15 protein-coding genes and 1 riboswitch are annotated in these 14930 nt (G+C 70.9%); of the genes, 8 read left to right on the top strand and 7 right to left on the bottom strand.

The window, feature by feature from the left end:
- The coding region (gene trpS / locus GTW43_RS22905; RefSeq protein WP_161303898.1) for a tryptophan--tRNA ligase at positions 1 to 531 on the bottom strand (531 nt) is incomplete at its 3' end.
- A 203-nt stretch (positions 532 to 734) separates the two neighbouring features.
- Between trpS and GTW43_RS22900 the strand changes: the two genes are divergently transcribed.
- From GTW43_RS22900 to GTW43_RS22890, 3 genes are all read left to right on the top strand, one after another.
- Positions 735 to 1334, top strand: a complete 600-nt coding sequence (locus tag GTW43_RS22900) for an RNA polymerase sigma factor (protein WP_343246075.1) — start codon at positions 735 to 737, stop codon at positions 1332 to 1334.
- On the top strand, positions 1315 to 2124 hold the full coding sequence (locus GTW43_RS22895; RefSeq protein ID WP_161303596.1) for a hypothetical protein: 810 nt from the start codon (positions 1315 to 1317) through the stop codon (positions 2122 to 2124). Before GTW43_RS22900 ends, GTW43_RS22895 begins: the two co-directional genes overlap by 20 nt.
- A gap of 189 nt (positions 2125 to 2313) precedes the next feature.
- A complete protein-coding gene (locus tag GTW43_RS22890; RefSeq protein ID WP_237536726.1) occupies positions 2314 to 3015 on the top strand; it encodes a hypothetical protein in 702 nt (233 codons plus the stop codon).
- Positions 3016 to 3116: 101 nt separating this feature from the next.
- Here the strand turns inward: GTW43_RS22890 and GTW43_RS22885 are convergent, their stop codons facing one another.
- Positions 3117 to 4559, bottom strand: coding sequence for a glycine hydroxymethyltransferase (locus GTW43_RS22885; RefSeq protein ID WP_161303598.1), 1443 nt, complete (start codon positions 4557 to 4559; stop codon positions 3117 to 3119).
- Between the two features lie 28 nt (positions 4560 to 4587).
- Positions 4588 to 4674, bottom strand: a riboswitch (ZMP/ZTP riboswitch).
- A 138-nt stretch (positions 4675 to 4812) separates the two neighbouring features.
- On the opposite strand from GTW43_RS22885, the gene rocD reads away from it, so the two are divergent.
- Entirely contained in the window at positions 4813 to 6045 is a 1233-nt protein-coding gene (gene rocD / locus GTW43_RS22880; RefSeq protein ID WP_161303901.1) for an ornithine--oxo-acid transaminase, read from the top strand.
- 151 nt (positions 6046 to 6196) lie between these two features.
- On the opposite strand, the gene GTW43_RS22875 is transcribed toward rocD, so the two are convergent.
- Both GTW43_RS22875 and GTW43_RS22870 read right to left on the bottom strand, forming a co-directional pair.
- Positions 6197 to 7396 (bottom strand): glutathionylspermidine synthase family protein, encoded by a 1200-nt coding sequence (locus tag GTW43_RS22875; protein ID WP_161303897.1) that lies wholly within the window; start codon positions 7394 to 7396, stop codon positions 6197 to 6199.
- A 7-nt stretch (positions 7397 to 7403) separates the two neighbouring features.
- On the bottom strand, positions 7404 to 7781 hold the full coding sequence (locus GTW43_RS22870) for a hypothetical protein (protein WP_161303896.1): 378 nt from the start codon (positions 7779 to 7781) through the stop codon (positions 7404 to 7406).
- 202 nt (positions 7782 to 7983) lie between these two features.
- Here GTW43_RS22870 and GTW43_RS22865 point away from each other — a divergent pair, with 202 nt between their 5' ends.
- A complete protein-coding gene (locus GTW43_RS22865; protein ID WP_161303900.1) occupies positions 7984 to 8820 on the top strand; it encodes a hypothetical protein in 837 nt (278 codons plus the stop codon).
- A 111-nt stretch (positions 8821 to 8931) separates the two neighbouring features.
- On the opposite strand, the gene GTW43_RS22860 is transcribed toward GTW43_RS22865, so the two are convergent.
- Positions 8932 to 10464, bottom strand: a complete 1533-nt coding sequence (locus GTW43_RS22860) for a PLP-dependent aminotransferase family protein (protein WP_161303895.1) — start codon at positions 10462 to 10464, stop codon at positions 8932 to 8934.
- 274 nt (positions 10465 to 10738) lie between these two features.
- Between GTW43_RS22860 and GTW43_RS22855 the strand changes: the two genes are divergently transcribed.
- Genes GTW43_RS22855 through GTW43_RS22845 form a run of 3 tightly spaced genes read left to right on the top strand, consistent with a single transcriptional unit; the run spans position 10739 to position 12410 of the window.
- Entirely contained in the window at positions 10739 to 11209 is a 471-nt protein-coding gene (locus GTW43_RS22855) for a carboxymuconolactone decarboxylase family protein (RefSeq protein WP_161303899.1), read from the top strand.
- Positions 11206 to 11655, top strand: coding sequence for a carboxymuconolactone decarboxylase family protein (locus GTW43_RS22850; RefSeq protein ID WP_161303894.1), 450 nt, complete (start codon positions 11206 to 11208; stop codon positions 11653 to 11655). Before GTW43_RS22855 ends, GTW43_RS22850 begins: the two co-directional genes overlap by 4 nt.
- On the top strand, positions 11652 to 12410 hold the full coding sequence (locus GTW43_RS22845; RefSeq protein WP_161303893.1) for an isocitrate lyase/phosphoenolpyruvate mutase family protein: 759 nt from the start codon (positions 11652 to 11654) through the stop codon (positions 12408 to 12410). The genes GTW43_RS22850 and GTW43_RS22845 overlap by 4 nt, the downstream gene beginning before the upstream one ends.
- A 233-nt stretch (positions 12411 to 12643) precedes the next feature.
- Here the strand turns inward: GTW43_RS22845 and GTW43_RS22840 are convergent, their stop codons facing one another.
- Positions 12644 to 13555: an ABC transporter substrate-binding protein gene (locus tag GTW43_RS22840; RefSeq protein WP_237536764.1), complete on the bottom strand. Its 912-nt coding sequence runs from the start codon at positions 13553 to 13555 to the stop codon at positions 12644 to 12646.
- Between the two features lie 221 nt (positions 13556 to 13776).
- Positions 13777 to 14930 (bottom strand): ABC transporter permease subunit (locus tag GTW43_RS22835; RefSeq protein WP_161303891.1); only part of this gene is annotated, 1154 nt, incomplete at its 5' end.

Below are 14930 nucleotides of genomic sequence, written 5' to 3'. Positions count from 1 at the left end.
TGTGAACGTCTCGCCGAAGCGACCGTTGAAGCGCTCGGCCAGGTCACGCGTGAGCTCGATGTGCTGCCGCTGGTCCTCGCCGACGGGGACCTGGTGCGCCTGGTAGAGGAGGATGTCCGCTACCTGCAGGATCGGGTACGTGAACAGGCCTACGGTGGCGCGGTCGGCGCCCTGCTTGGCGGACTTGTCCTTGAACTGGGTCATGCGACTCGCCTCGCCGAACCCGGTCAGGCAGTTCATGACCCAGCCGAGCTGCGCGTGCTCGGGGACATGGCTCTGCACGAAGAGCGTGCACCGGTCGGGGTCCAGTCCGGCGGCCAGCAGCTGAGCGGCGGCGAGCCGTGTGTTCGCCAGCAGTTCCTTGGGGTCCTGCGGAACGGTGATCGCGTGCAGGTCCACCACCATGTAGAAGGCGTCGTGAGACTCCTGCAGCGCCACCCACTGGCGGACCGCACCGAGGTAATTGCCGAGGTGGAACGAGCCTGCGGTGGGCTGGATTCCGGAAAGCACGCGGGGACGATCAGAGGCCATGCCCTCATTCTCTCAGGTGTCTCTCATTGCTCGGGGGCAGGTTCGCGACGAGCGGGCGTCGGGCGCGGGAATCCACGGGGCGTGACGGGCCGGGACAAGTCGGTCGTGACAGGTGGGAACCGATCACGGACGACCGGTGTATCAAGGGTGTGAGGACACCGGGGGAAGTCCTGGAGGGGGGCCGCGTCGTCGACGAGGGTGCGGTGATCGCCCGTGTGCGTGCCGGAGAGCCGGAGGCGTACGCGGAGCTGGTTCGCGCCTTCACCGGGATCGCCCTGCGAGCAGCGCATGCGCTGGGCGCGGGGGCGGATGCCGAGGATGTCGTGCAGCAGTCCTTCTTCAAGGCGTATCGCAGCTTGGGACGGTTCAAGGACGGCTCGGCTTTCAAGCCGTGGCTGTTGCAGATCGTCGCCAATGAGACAAGGAACACAGTCAGGTCGGCGGGGCGGCAGCGGTCCGCCGTCGGCCGGGAAGCAGCGATGGTCGAGGCCGAGCCGTTGATACCGGAATCCGCTGATCCGGCGGTGGCGGCGATCGAGGTGGAGCGACGTGCCGAGTTGCTGGCCGCTCTGGACCTGCTGAGCGAGGACCATCGTCTGGTCGTCGTCCACCGCTATCTGCTCGAGATGGATGAGGCGGAGACGGCCGAGACGCTGGGCTGGCCGCGCGGCACGGTCAAATCGCGGCTCAACCGCGCACTGCGCAAGCTCGGGCAGCTCCTGCCCGCGGGCCTCGAGGCGCCGCAGGTACCGACGCAGAGGCGTGGGAAGGGAGGGGACAGGCATGGGCGAGCCTCGCGATGAGGGGTCGGAGCTGCCTGAGGAGCTGCGCGCGCTGGGCCGCTTGATGAACGGGCCCGACGGCGCCGGCGAGACCATGGCTGAGCGGGTGCTGGCGCAGATCATCGCCGAGCATGTGCCTGCCCCCGTGGCGGAGCCATCGGGGGCTCGTGAGCGCACCCGGCGGGTGCGTGCCTGGTTCGGACGTCGCTGGCGCCTGCTGACGGCCGCCCTGTGCGGCGTGGCCTCGGTCGTGGTTCTCACGCCGCCGGTACGGGCGGCGGTGTACGACTGGTTCGGCTTCGGGGGCGTGGAGATTCACTACGATCCGTCGGCCTCGCCGTCGCCCGGCCGCCCCGTTCCTGGCTGCGGCTCGCCGCTCACCATGGACGACGCGGCACGGGCAGCGGGCTTCCGCCCGCTGGTGCCGGCTGCCCTGGGCTCGCCCGATGCCGTCTCCGTGACGCCGGAGCCGGGGGGGCGCACGCTGCTCAGCCTCTGCTGGCGGGGCGGCGAGGGCACGATACGACTCGACGAGTTCCCGGCCCAGCTCGACATCGGATACGCCAAAACGATCACTTCACAGCCGGAGTGGGTGGCCGTGAATCACGACACCGGTCTGTGGTTCGCGCGCGAGCATGAGCTCAGTTTCTGGATGTTCGACGGTGAGGGCCGGCGCTGGCATCGCTCGGAGCGCCCGGCGGGGCCCACGCTGCTGTGGACCCACGGGGCGAAGGTCACGCTGCGTCTGGAGGGCGTGACGTCCGAGAAGAAGGCGCTGGACATCGCCCGGTCCACGAATGATCGGGGTTGACACCTGCGACGACCGATGCCGGGCGGCACCGATGCGGCCGCGTGGCGGTCGAAAAGCGGCGGCCGGAAAAGGGACCGCGGCAGACGGAACCTGAACGGCTCGAGCGGTGTACCAGAAGTGAACCGGCTCGGAGCGGCCGCGCCGGGGGCAGTGGGGGTGCGCATGCGTACGGTACGGAGACTGATTGCGTTGACCGCGTCATTGGCCGCGGCGCTGGCGCTGGTCCTGTGGGGCGCTGCCCAGGCCTCGGCCGGCGGACCGACCAGTGTGCTGGTCGTGTCGCCGGAGAGCCAGGAGAGTGCCTCCCTCTACTTCAGTGACGAGAGGTACGAGCGGTTGGCCCGGCTCGTCGGCGAGCCGGGCGAAGGGAAGAAGGAGATCCCGCCCGGCCTGGAGGTCGGATCCGGTCGGCAGCTCAATGTGACCTGGCTGCGACACGACATCAGCCCTTGGCGTGTGGACCGCGTGTACCCGGACACTCCGGGCAGCAAGGAGGTCTGGATCCACACGTCGACGGACATGGAGACGCTGAACGGTGTCTGGCACACAGCCCAGCACCCCGCCGAGCTGCGGTCCCTGCTCCACAAGCTGGGAGTGATGGGGAAGGCGAAGAGCGGCGGTGCAGGGGCCGTCTTTCCGGCGCCGGACCGGTCCCAGGACCGATCGACGACACAACCGCAGGCAACGCCTTCGGGTACCGCACCAGCGGCCGTGGGCTCCACGCCCGGGAGCTCTGGATGGTGGTGGGTGGTGCCTGGCCTGCTGGCCGGTGCTGCTCTGGCCCTCCTGGCGCGGCCCGCGGCCGTGGGACTGCCGCGGAAGATATCCGCGGTCTGGCGGCACAGAGAGCCCGGGCCGCGTCAGGAGCTGCGGGGCACCGAGGCGCCCTGAGCCGTGAGGGCAGCCCGGTCGGCCCGAGCTGCTGCACGGCGGATGCACCGGGCGCCCTGTCCGGAACCGAAGGGGCGGGCGCCCGATGCCCGACGTGCGGCTCAGGTCAGGTCGACCGTCGGGTAGAGCGGGAAGCCGGCGAGCAGGTCAGAGGCACGGTGGGACACCTCATCGGCGATCTTCGCGTCCAGGACGTGATGAGCCTTGGACACGGTGCCCTTGCTGGTGGTGCCGGGCTCGGCCGCGGCCAGGACTCGGTCCATGAGCGCGGCGATCTCGTCCATCTCCGCAGCACCCAGACCCCGGGTGGTCAGTGCAGGGGTTCCGATACGGATGCCGGAGGTGTACCAGGCGCCGTTCGGGTCGGCGGGGATGGCGTTGCGGTTGGTGACGATGCCCGAATCAAGAAGCGCGGACTCGGCCTGGCGGCCGGTCAGACCATAGGAGGTGGCGACATCGATCAGATTGAGGTGGTTGTCCGTACCGCCGGTGACCAGCGTGGCGCCGCGTCGGGTGAGGCCCTCGGCCAGGGCGCGGGCGTTGTCGACCACGGACTGGGCGTACGTGCGGAACTCGGGGCGCCGCGCTTCGGCGAGAGCGACGGCCTTGGCGGCCATGACGTGCGGCAGCGGGCCGCCGAGCACCATCGGGCAGCCACGGTCGACCTGGTCCTTGAGGGAGTCGTCGCACAGCACCATGCCGCCGCGCGGGCCCCGCAGGGACTTGTGCGTCGTCGTGGTGACGATCTGAGCGTGCGGCACCGGGTCGAAGTCACCGGTGAGCACCTTGCCGGCGACGAGCCCGGCGAAGTGCGCCATGTCGACCATCAGGGTCGCGCCGACCTCGTCCGCGATCTCTCGCATGATGCGGAAGTTCACGAGGCGGGGGTAGGCCGAGTACCCGGCGACGATGATCAGCGGCTTGAACTCACGTGCCTGGGTCCGCAGGGCCTCGTAGTCGATGAGCCCGGTGGCGGGGTCGGTGCCGTAGGAACGCTGGTCGAACATCTTGCCGGAGATGTTGGGGCGGAAGCCATGGGTGAGGTGGCCGCCGGCGTCGAGGGACATGCCCAGCATCCGCTGGTTGCCGAAAGCCTGGCGGAGCTCGGCCCAGTCGGCGTCGGTCAGGTCGTTAATCTGGCGGACCCCGGTCTTCGCCAGGAAGGGCACCTCGACCCGGTCGGCGAGCACGGCCCAGAACGCGACGAGGTTCGCGTCGATACCGGAGTGCGGCTGGACGTAGGCGTGCCGAGCGCCGAAGAGCTCACGGGCGTGCTCGGCGGCCAGGGACTCCACGGTGTCGACGTTGCGGCAGCCGGCGTAGAAGCGACGGCCGACGGTGCCTTCGGCGTACTTGTCGCTGAACCAGTTGCCCATGGTCAGCAGGGTGGCCGGGGAGGCGTAGTTCTCCGAGGCGATCAGCTTGAGCATCTCGCGCTGATCGGTGAGCTCCTGGCCGATGGCGTCGGCGACGCGGGGCTCCACGGCCCGGATGACGTCGAGTGCGGCGCGGTACGCGGTGGATTCGGGGGTGATGTCGTTCATCGGGCAGCCTCCGGACGCGGTCGGTTCACGGTTCGGCCCAGGCGCACGGCACACAGATCACGGGCCGCTCCCCGATGGTCGGTCCCATCCCAGCGCGCCAGTCACGGCCCGGGGATCACACTACCGGGCTCGCCGTTGCGCGAGGTTTCCACGTCCACGATGCGAGCGACGATAGGAAGGGGCCACAAACCCGTCTCGTGCCGTAAGAGCTACAGGGCTTCCAAGCCGCCAGAACGGAGATCCCGTGACTTCTGTGACTCCCCACCCCGCCGAAGACGCGCCCGCCGCGACGGAGAGCTACATCAGCTCCTCGGACGCCCACAGTGCGCACAACTACCACCCGCTGCCGGTCGTCGTCGCGACGGCGGACGGGGCCTGGATGACGGATGTCGAGGGGCGTCGCTATCTCGACATGCTCGCCGGGTACTCCGCCCTCAACTTCGGACACGGCAACCGCCGGCTGATCGAGGCGGCCAAGGCCCAGCTGGAGCGGGTGACGCTGACCTCGCGGGCCTTCCATCACGACCGGTTCGCCGAGTTCTGCACCGAGCTCGCCGAGTTGTGCGGCATGGAGATGGTGCTGCCGATGAACACGGGCGCGGAGGCCGTCGAGACGGCGGTGAAGACCGCGCGCAAGTGGGGTTACCGGGTGAAGGGCGTACCGGACGGCCGGGCCCGGATCGTGGTGGCGAGCGACAACTTCCACGGACGCACGACCACCATCGTCAGCTTCTCCACGGACGCGGAGGCGAGGGCGGACTTCGGGCCGTACACCCCCGGCTTCGACATCGTCCCGTACGGGGACCTGGCGGCGCTGCGGGAAGCCGTCACGGACGAGACGGTGGCGGTCCTGCTGGAGCCGATCCAGGGAGAGGCCGGGGTGCTGGTACCGCCGCCCGGATACCTGGCCGGCGTGCGCGAGCTGACACGCGAGCGGAGCGTGCTGTTCATCGCGGACGAGATCCAGTCCGGACTCGGCCGCACGGGGCGGACGTTCGCCTGCGAGCACGAGGGCGTGGTCCCCGATGTCTATGTGCTGGGCAAGGCGCTCGGCGGGGGTGTCGTTCCCGTCTCGGCGGTCGTGTCGAGCAAGGACGTGCTCGGCGTGTTCCGGCCGGGCGAGCACGGATCGACCTTCGGTGGGAATCCGCTCGCGTGCGCTGTGGCGCTCGAAGTGATCGCGATGCTGCGGACCGGCGAATTCCAGCAGCGGGCAGCGGAGCTCGGCGAGCACCTTCACTCCGAGCTGGGGCTGCTGGTCGGCGCGGGCAAGGTGGCACAGGTGCGGGGCCGCGGCCTGTGGGCGGGTGTCGACATCGATCCGTCGTACGGGACCGGGCGGGAGATCTCCGAGAAGCTGATGGACCGCGGCGTCCTGGTCAAGGACACCCACGGCTCGACGATCCGGATCGCTCCGCCTCTGGTGATCAGTAAGGAGGACCTGGACTGGGGGCTCGACCAGCTCCGCGCGGTACTCGGCGCATGATCCTCGGCGCCCGGAGAGATCCGTCGTTCCTTGACATCTGAAGAGTGCAGACTCCCCACGCCGGACCGGCACGTCCCGCGCCTGGCCGTCCCTGATCCGGGGCGGCCAGGTCGTGCCCGGGCCGGCGACCCGGGGCCCGGCCGACCGGTGGCTAGAGGATGACGTGGGGAAGGAACCGCGCGTACTCATCCGTGATCAGGCCGGCGGACTCCCGGATCCCGAGTCCGGCGGACTCGCTCTCGACGACCCAGGCGCCGAGGACGACGCGGTTGCCGTCGAAATCGGGCAGCGGCCGCAGTTCCTGGTAGCAGTACGTCTCGTCGGGCGGCGCCGACGCGGTCGCCGGTGCGCCTGGCTCGTGGAGGGTGACTCCGGCTCCCTCGCGCCCGAGCAGAGGCTTCGCCACGTAGCCCGTGGTGTCGGCGAGTTCGCGGGGGCCGTCCAGGTAGGCGGGAAGGAGGTTCGGATGGCCGGGGAAGAGTTCCCAGAGGACGGCGAGCAGGGCCTTGTTGGACAGGAGCATCTTCCAGGCGGGCTCGATCCAGAGAGTGGTCCCGGTGCCGCCGCCGTTGTCCAGGGTGTCGAGCACCTGGGGAGCGAACCGGTCCGTGGTGAGCCACTCCCAGGGATACAGCTTGAAGCAGCTGCGGATGAAGCGGAGCTGCTTGTCGACGAAGCGTTGCGACAGCCGGTCCCAGCCGATGTCCTCGACCGAGATGGCTTCCGTGTCGAGACCCGCCTGCGCCGCGGTCTCCCGGAGGTAGGCCACGGTCATCAGGTCCTCGCCCAGTTCGTCGGCCGCGGAGTGCGCGAAGTAGAGCGGGCCTCCTGGTGGGAGCAGAGCAGCCTGCTTCTTCCAGGCTTCGACCAGACGCTCGTGGAGCGAGTTCCACTGGTCGGCGCCCGGGAAGCGCTCCTCCATCCAGAACCACTGCGGGCCGGCCGCCTCGATCAGGGAAGTCGGAGTGTCGGCGTTGTACTCCAGCAGCTTCGCCGGGGCCCCGGTGCGCCCGTCGTAGTGGAGGTCGAACCGCCCGTACACCGAGGGGAGCTCGTCGCGGCGGTGCCAGGACTCGCGGACCAGCGCAGCGAGGCGCGGATCCGTGATGCCGAGGTCGGCCAGTCGGTCCTCGGAGACGAGATGCTCGGCCGCGGTGAGACACATCGTGTGGAGTTCCTCGACGACGTCCTCCAGCGCCTCGACCTCGGGCAGCGAGAACGCGTAGTAGGCGCTCTCGTCCCAGTAGGGGCGCAGAGAGTCGTCGGGGTAGCGGGTCAGCGGGTAGATCAGCCCCTGCTCCTCCACCGTGCGCTGCCAGCCTGCACGGGGCTCGATGGTGTGGCGTTCCATCGTCGGCTCAGCCGCCTCCGGATCCGGAACCGGAGCAGCCGAAGCCGCCGCGGTCGACCGCCTCGCTGCGGCTGAAGGTCCCGTAGTCGGCGTGACGCCCGCTGACGTCGGCGTCGTAGTACCAGTCTCCGTCGATCCGTCCGCCACGCCCGGAGCTGCTCGTGCCGCCACCCGATCCCGAGGTGCGGCTCTTGCCGACCTTGGCGGTACCGGACGTGCAGTAACGGTCACCGACGATCTTGTAGCCGTTGGCCACGTCGTAGCTGTCGCGGTCCACGCAGCGCCGGTCCGGCTCGGACCCGCACGAGGTCAGGGCCGCGGCCAGGACTCCCATGCCGCCGAGGACGACCGTGCTCGAGCGCAGCCGTCGCCTCTTCTCCACCATCGGTCGAACTCCCCCGTTCCGCAGGTGCCTTCCGCGTCCGAAGGCCGGCACCCATGTGTTGCAGCTGCATGCCCTGACTGTTCGACAGGGCGCGTTCGTTGATTGTCGGCGGCCAGCGTAGAAGAACACGTCGGGTCGGCGCGCATCGGCACCCTCGGTGCAGCCCGCACCGTTCCTCTAGGGTCGGTTCGTGCCTTTTGGAATGGTGTGCGCTCTGGGTTCCGCGATCTGCTTCGGTACGGCCTCCGTGCTGCAGGCGATGGCCGCACGGTCAGCGGACCCAGGAACGGGATCGGGGGTCGACCCTGCCCTCCTCGTCCGGGCGTTGCGGCAGTGGCGCTACCTCGTGGGCCTGGCTCTGGACGGGCTGGGGTTCGTGTTGCAGATCGTGGCCCTGCGATCTCTGCCGATCTACGCGGTGGGAGCAGCCCTGGCGGCGAGTCTGGCGGTCACCGCGGTCGTCGCGGCCAGGCTGCTGCGGGTACGGCTGCGCGGGCCCGAGTGGGGCGCGGTCGGAGCGGTGTGTGCGGGGCTCGCGATGCTCGGGCTGGCATCAGGCGCGGAGGGCGAGCGCGAGGGGTCGGACACCCTGCGGTTCGCGATGCTCGGGGTCGCCGTGGGTGTCCTGTTGCTGGGGGCGGTCGCGGGCCGGGGCCGGGCTCTTGCGCTGGGGCTCGGGGCGGGGTTCGGGTTCGGGGTCGTCGAGGTGAGTGTCCGGCTCATCGACGACCTCTCGCCCGGAACGCTGGTGACGAATCCGGCGACCTACGCGCTGCTGGTGGGCGGCGGTGCGGCGTTCCTGCTGCTGACGTCAGCGCTGCAGCGCGGATCGGTGACCGTGGCCACGGCAGGGATGGTCGTCGGCGAGACGGTGGGGCCGGCCCTGGTGGGAGTGGTGTGGCTGGGTGACCGGACCCGGTCGGGGTTGGAGTGGCTCGCGGTGGCGGGTTTTGTGGTGGCGGTGGCGGGAGCGCTGGCGTTGGCCCGATTCGGCGAGGCGCCGGAGGCCTCCCGCCCTGGTGGGGACGGCGATCCCTGATCTCTGGGCCTCTGGGCCCGGGCCCAGAGGCTTCCGGGTCCCTGGGCTCCCGGGTTTCCGGGTCCCTGGGCTCCCGGGTTCCTGGGCTCCCGGGTTCCTGGGCTTCGGTCGCTACGGCAGTACCCGGCACAGTGCGTCCAGGGCGCCGGACCAGGCGTGGTCGGGTGGGGTTCCGTAGCCGACCACCAGGGCGTCGGGGCGGGGGGCGGACGGAGAGGCGGAGGGGTGGCGGTAGGTGGAGAGGCCGACGACGCCGAGACGTTGCCAGGCGGCGGCGCGGACGACGGACTGCTCGGTACCGGGTGGGAGTTGGAGTACCGCGTGGAGACCGGCGGCGATGCCGGTGGCGTGGACGGAGGGAGCGCGTTCGGCGAGGGCGGCGACGAGTTGGTCACGGCGGCGGCGGTAGCGGAGGCGGGCGCTGCGGAGGTGGCGGTCGTAGGCGCCGGAGTTCATGAACTCGGCGAGGGTGAGCTGGTCGAGGAAGCCGCAGGACCAGTCGCTGGGCCCCTTCTCCTCGATGACCTCGGCGACCACCGACTCGGGCAGCACCATCCAGCCCAGGCGCAGGCCCGGTGCCAGGGACTTGCTGGCGGTGCCGAGGTAGACGACGCGGTCGGGGTCGAGTCCCTGGAGCGCACCGATGGGCTGCCGGTCGTAGCGGAACTCGCCGTCGTAGTCGTCCTCGAGGATCAGGGCTCCGGTGCGGCGGGCCCAGTCGACGACGGCGGCTCTTCGGTCCGGGTGCAGAGGGTCACCGATGGGGAACTGGTGGGCGGGGGTGAGGAGGGCGGCGCCGATCGTCCGGCGGCCGGCGGGTTGAGCGGGTGCCGGAGGGGAGGTGGAGAGGGCGCGAGCGGCGCCGGAGGCGGCGGTGGGTCGGGACGCGTCGCGTCGGCCCGGGGGTGGCAGGTGCAGATGGTCCAATGCGCCGGTGTCCGTGCCGAGTTCGTCGAGCGGGAGGGGGTGGGTGCGCAGGCCGGCGCGGGTGAGGACGTCCCAGTGGGCGTCGAGGCCGTAGGACTCCACGGCGATGTCGCGGACGCCCCGGCGGCGCAGGGCGTCGCCGAGGAGACGCAGGCCGTGCACGAAGCCGGAGCAGATGACGATGCGTTCGGGGTCGGCGTGGACGCCGCGGGCGCGGGCCAGGTAGCCGGCGAGGGCGGTGCGGAGCTCGGGGCGACCGCGGGGGTCTCCGTAGCCGAGGGCGTCGTTCGGGGCCGCGGACAGGGCCCGGCGGGCGGCGCGAAGCCATTCGGTGCGGGGGAACGAGGCGAGGTCGGGGCTGCCCGGGTTGAGGTCGTGGCGCAGTGGGCCGGGGGTGCGGCGGGCCGGGGTGCGGGGCGGTCGGGGCGCCTCCACGGGACGTTCGGCGACGCGGGTGCCGGAGCCCTGGCGGGCGGTGAGCCAGCCCTCTGCGACGAGGTCGGCGTAGGAGTCGGCGACGGTGTTGCGGGCGATGCCGAGGTCGACGGCGAGGGTGCGGGAGGAGGGGAGGCGGGTTCCGGGGGCGAGGCGGCCACTGCGCACGGCTTCGCGGAGGGCGTCGGTGAGGCCGCGGCGCAGGCCGGAGCCGGTGGGCTCGATGTGCAGGTCGATGCCGAGCGCCTGTCGGGGGGCGGAAGTGGCCCATGGTTCTGCCATGGGAATGGACCATACCGCTGGGCTAATGCGTTCGTAGGGTCGAGACATGACCACGGATCGCGTGGCGTCGGTCGATCACGTGAAGGCCAGGGGCCGGATGAAGGACCACGTGAGGACGGACCACGCGGCGACGGACCACGACGCGCCGGTGAACGGCGCGAGGACAGGCAGCGAGGCGGAGAACGGCATGACGACGGACAGCGTGACGGCGGACGGCGGGACGGGCACCGGGACCGGAGCGGCGGCGTCTGCCGCGCCGGCGGGGCGGGCACTGATGCACGAGCACAGCCCACGGCTGGACCCGGCCCGACACGCCCCCGAGGTCTACAAGGCGATGGTCCGGCTGGACACGGCGGCCCGTAAGGGGCTGGACCCGGTGACGTACGAACTGGTGAAGATCCGGGCCTCGCAGATCAACCACTGCGCGTTCTGCCTCGACATGCACAGCAAGGACGCGCTGGCCGCCGGCGAGAGCGTGGAGCGGATCGTGCAGCTCAGCGCGTGGGAGGAGTCCAAGCACTTCTACACGGAGCGGGAGGTGGCGGCGCTCGCGCTGACGGAGGCGATCACGGTCCTGACCGACGGTTTCGTGCCGGACGACGTGTACGAGGAGGCGGCGCGGCTCTACGAGGAGGAGGAACTGGCGCAGCTGATAGCGGCGATCACGACGATCAACGCCTGGAACCGGTTCGGGGTGACCGCGCGGATGGTCCCCGGTCACTACACCCCGGCGGGTGCCAAGTGACGGCGCGGACGACGGTTCTCGCACCGGCGGTGCGGGACGCGTTGGTGGCGCTCGGGGCGGCGGCGAAGAAGGGGCTCGGGGACCCGGTCCTGGCCGAGCTGGTGATGATCCGGGCCTCGCAGATCAACGCGTGCGCCTTCTGCCTCGACATGCACGTCGATGTGGCGGTGGAGAAGAACGGGGAGAGCGTGAAGCGCATCGCCATGCTGAGCGCGTGGCGGGAGGCCGGTGACGTCTTCAGCGCGCGGGAGCGGGCGGCGCTCGCACTGACCGAGGCGATCACGGTGCTGACGGACGGTTTCGTGCCGGACGCGGTGTGGGACGAGGCCGCCAAGGAGTTCGACGAGGGCGGGCTGGCCCATCTCATCGGGGCGATCGCCGCCATCAACAGCTGGAACCGGCTGATGGTCAGCCGGCGCATCGAACCCGGAGGGCCGGCCTGGTGAGCGCTGTCGACACGTTCCGCGCACTGCATCACGATCGCTCCCCCGCCGACCCGCTCGTGCTGCCCGGTCCGTGGGACGCGGCGAGCGCGCGGGTTTTCGAGGAAGCCGGGTTTCCTGCACTGGCGACGCCCAGTGCGGGGATCGCCGCGTCGCTCGGGTACGAGGATGGGCAGACGCCGGCGGACGAGATGTTCGCGGCGGTGGCCCGGATCGTGCGGTCGGTGTCGATCCCGGTGTCCGCGGACATCGAGGGCGGGTACGGGCTCGCGCCGAAGGAGCTCGTGGAGCGGCTGCTCGAGACGGGCGCGGTCGGGTGCAATCTGGAGGACTCGACGCACCCCGGTGAGGGTGCGGACGGTTCCGGTGGCCGGCCGGGCGCCGGTCTGGCCGATCCGCGGCGGCACGCGGACTGGCTGGCCGAGGTACGGGCGGTGGCCGGTGAGCGGATCGTGCTAAATGCACGGATCGACACGTTCCTCAGGGGCGCGGTGGATCCGGTCGGGGAGGCGGTCGAGCGGGCCCGGCTGTATGTGGAGGCCGGGGCCGACTGTGTGTATCCGATTCTGGCTCCGGCCGAGGCGTTGCCGCGGTTGCGGGCCGGGATCGAGGGGCCGGTCAACGTGGCGGCGCCGCCCGGCGGGCCTTCGCTGCGGGAGTGGGGCGAGTCGGGGGCGACGCGGATCACGTTCGGGCCGGGTCTGCAGCGACTGGCGACGGCCGCGCTGCGTGAGATCGCTGAGAACCTGCATCGCTGAGGTTCTGGATCGCCGACAACCTGGGCTGACCTTCTGAACGGCAGGTTCTGAACGGCAGGTTCTGAACAGCGGGTTCTGAACAGCGGGCTGGCGGTGGCGTGCGGGGCGGGCCCGGGGAACAGAAAGGCCGGGTGCCCCCGTCAGGGAGGGCACCCGGCCTCTGGAATCTGCCCAGCCGCCGGTGCGGTCACGCCTCTTGACCGGCCGGCGCCTCATGTCCGTTCGATGGAGGCCTACTTGGGCAGCCACGCCTTCCAGGTGGACCGGTGGCGGTCGATCCACTTCTTCGCCGCCTGGTCGGGGGTGAGCTTCTGCTCGGCGATCAGGAGAGACACCTCGTTCTGGTCCTCGGTGGTCCAGTGGAAGTTCTTCAGGAAGGCCGCGGCCTCACCGCCGTCGTGGGCGAAGTCGGCGTTGAGGTACTTCTGCAGCGGGGTCTTCGGGTAGGCGCAGGTGATCGCGTCCGGGTCGGCGTCGCAGCCCTCCTTGTAGGGCGGCAGCTTCACCTCGGTCATCGGCACCTTCTTGAAGAGCCACTGCGGCTGGTACCAGTACGACAGGAACGGCTTCTTCTGTTTGGCGAACTGCTTCATCTGGGTGATCTGGGCCGCCTCGGAGCCGGAGAAGACGACCTGGTAGTTGAGCTTCAGGTTCTTGACCAGCGCCTTGTCGTTCGTGACGTACGACGGGGAGCCGTCCAGGAGTTGGCCCTTGCCGCCGCTCTCGGCGGTCTTGAGCTGGGAGGCGTACTTGTTGAGGTTCTTCCAGTTCGTGACGTCGGGGTGTTCCTTGGCGAAGTACGTCGGGACGAACCAGCCGATGTGGCCGGTGACGCCGAGGCCACCGCCGTTCACGATCGTCTTCTTGTCCTTGACGTAGCGGGCCTCCTGGTCGGGGTGGCCCCAGTCCTCGAGGATCGCGTCGACGCGGCCCTGGCTGAGGGCGTCCCAGGCGGGGACCTCGTCGACCTGGACGGTGTCGACGCGGTAGCCGAGCTCGTGTTCCAGGAGGTACTGGGCGACGGCGACGTTGGCCTGGGCGCCGACCCAGGACTGGACGGACAGGGTCACCGTCTTGGCGCCGTGGGCGTTGGCGAACGGGGACGACTGCTTGGTCATGTCGGCGGCGCCGCAGCCGGTGACCATCAGCAGGGCGCCGGCCCCGGCGACGGCGGCGAGCGTCCTACGGCGAGGGCGGCGGTTCCTGAGCGGGCTGCCCGGGGCGCCTGCGCGTGCGCCTGCCGACAGGGCACCTGACGTCGGTGCGGCCTGTGACGTCCCTGCCGTTGACGTGGTCCGTGTGGTCCGTGTGGTTCGCATGGTCCGCGTGGTCCGTGTGTTCGGCGTGGTCCGTGTGGTTCGCATGGTCAGGCCCCCTTTCCGGTGCGGGTGCGGCGTTCCGTCGGCTGGGTGACGCGGTCCAGCATCAGGCCGAGGCAGACGATCGCGGCGCCGGCGACGAGGCCGGTGGCGAGGTCGCCCTGGGCGAGGCCGAACACGACGTCGTAGCCGAGGGCACCGCCGCCCACGAGGCCGCCGATGATGACGACGGCGAGGACCAGGACGACGCCCTGGTTCACGGCGAGCAGCAGGGCCGGGCGGGCGAGCGGGAGCTGGACCTGGCGGAGTTGCTGACCGGGCGTGGCGCCCAGCGAGCGGGACGACTCCATCGCCGCGGGGTCGACCTGGCGCAGCCCCTGGGTGGTGATGCGGACGACGGCGGGCAGCGCGTAGACGACGGCCGCGGCGACCGCGGGGGCGCGGCCGACGCCGAAGAGGGCGACGACCGGGATCAGGTACACGAACTGCGGCAGGGTCTGGAAGACGTCGAGGACGGGCCGCAGGAGGCGTTCGAGGCGGGCGCTGCGTGCCGCGGCGATGCCGATGGCGAAGCCGAGCACGAGCGTCACCGCGACGGCGGCGAGGACCTGGGAGAGCGTGTCGAGCGAGGGCTTCCAGACGCCGAGCACGCCGATCGCGGCCATGGCGCCGGCGGCGGTCAGGGCGGTGCGCCAGGTACCGATCAGCCAGGCGAGTGCGGCGACGATCAGGAGCACGGACCACCAGGGCAGCCAGGTCAGACCCGAACGGAGCGGGTCGAGGATCCAGGTGGTGAAGTGCGCGGCCCAGTCGGCGGTGCCGCCGATGTAGGGGACGCCGGTGTAGAGGTGGTCGGTCATCCAGTCGACGGCGTCGTTGACGGGGGCGGCGATCCGCACGACCCAGGAGTCCGGCCAGTCGAGCCGGTCGGCGAAGCGGGTGACGAGCGCGACGAGGACGGTGCCGCCCGCGACGACGCCCCACTTCCAGGGGGCCGGGGCGTGCTCGTGGGAGCCGAGGCGTTCGCCGGCCGCGCCCGTGACGCGGTCGAGGACGACGGCGAGGAGCACGATCGGGATGCCGGCGGCGAGCGCGGCGCCGACGTCGACGGAGGCGAGGGCCTGGTAGACGCGGTCGCCGAGGCCGCCCGCGCCGATGACCGAGGCGATGACGGCCATGGAGAGGGCCATCATGATCGTCA

It is taken from the genome of Streptomyces sp. SID5785, assembly GCF_009870065.1.
GTDB lineage: Bacteria > Actinomycetota > Actinomycetes > Streptomycetales > Streptomycetaceae > Streptomyces.
Note: the sequence above shows the minus strand (reverse complement) of the source record. Positions and strands in the feature narration are given on the sequence as shown.

Coding starts and splice junctions, on each gene's coding strand:
- GTW43_RS22875 (WP_161303897.1), bottom strand. CDS start 7,396: ATGGAACGCCACACCATCGAGCCCCGTGCAGGCTGGCAGCGCACGGTG.
- GTW43_RS22870 (WP_161303896.1), bottom strand. CDS start 7,781: ATGGTGGAGAAGAGGCGACGGCTGCGCTCGAGCACGGTCGTCCTCGGC.
- GTW43_RS22840 (WP_237536764.1), bottom strand. CDS start 13,555: ATGGTCACCGGCTGCGGCGCCGCCGACATGACCAAGCAGTCGTCCCCG.
- GTW43_RS22895 (WP_161303596.1), top strand. CDS start 1,315: ATGGGCGAGCCTCGCGATGAGGGGTCGGAGCTGCCTGAGGAGCTGCGC.
- GTW43_RS22860 (WP_161303895.1), bottom strand. CDS start 10,464: ATGGCAGAACCATGGGCCACTTCCGCCCCCCGACAGGCGCTCGGCATC.
- GTW43_RS22855 (WP_161303899.1), top strand. CDS start 10,739: ATGCACGAGCACAGCCCACGGCTGGACCCGGCCCGACACGCCCCCGAG.
- GTW43_RS22885 (WP_161303598.1), bottom strand. CDS start 4,559: ATGAACGACATCACCCCCGAATCCACCGCGTACCGCGCCGCACTCGAC.
- GTW43_RS22865 (WP_161303900.1), top strand. CDS start 7,984: ATGGTGTGCGCTCTGGGTTCCGCGATCTGCTTCGGTACGGCCTCCGTG.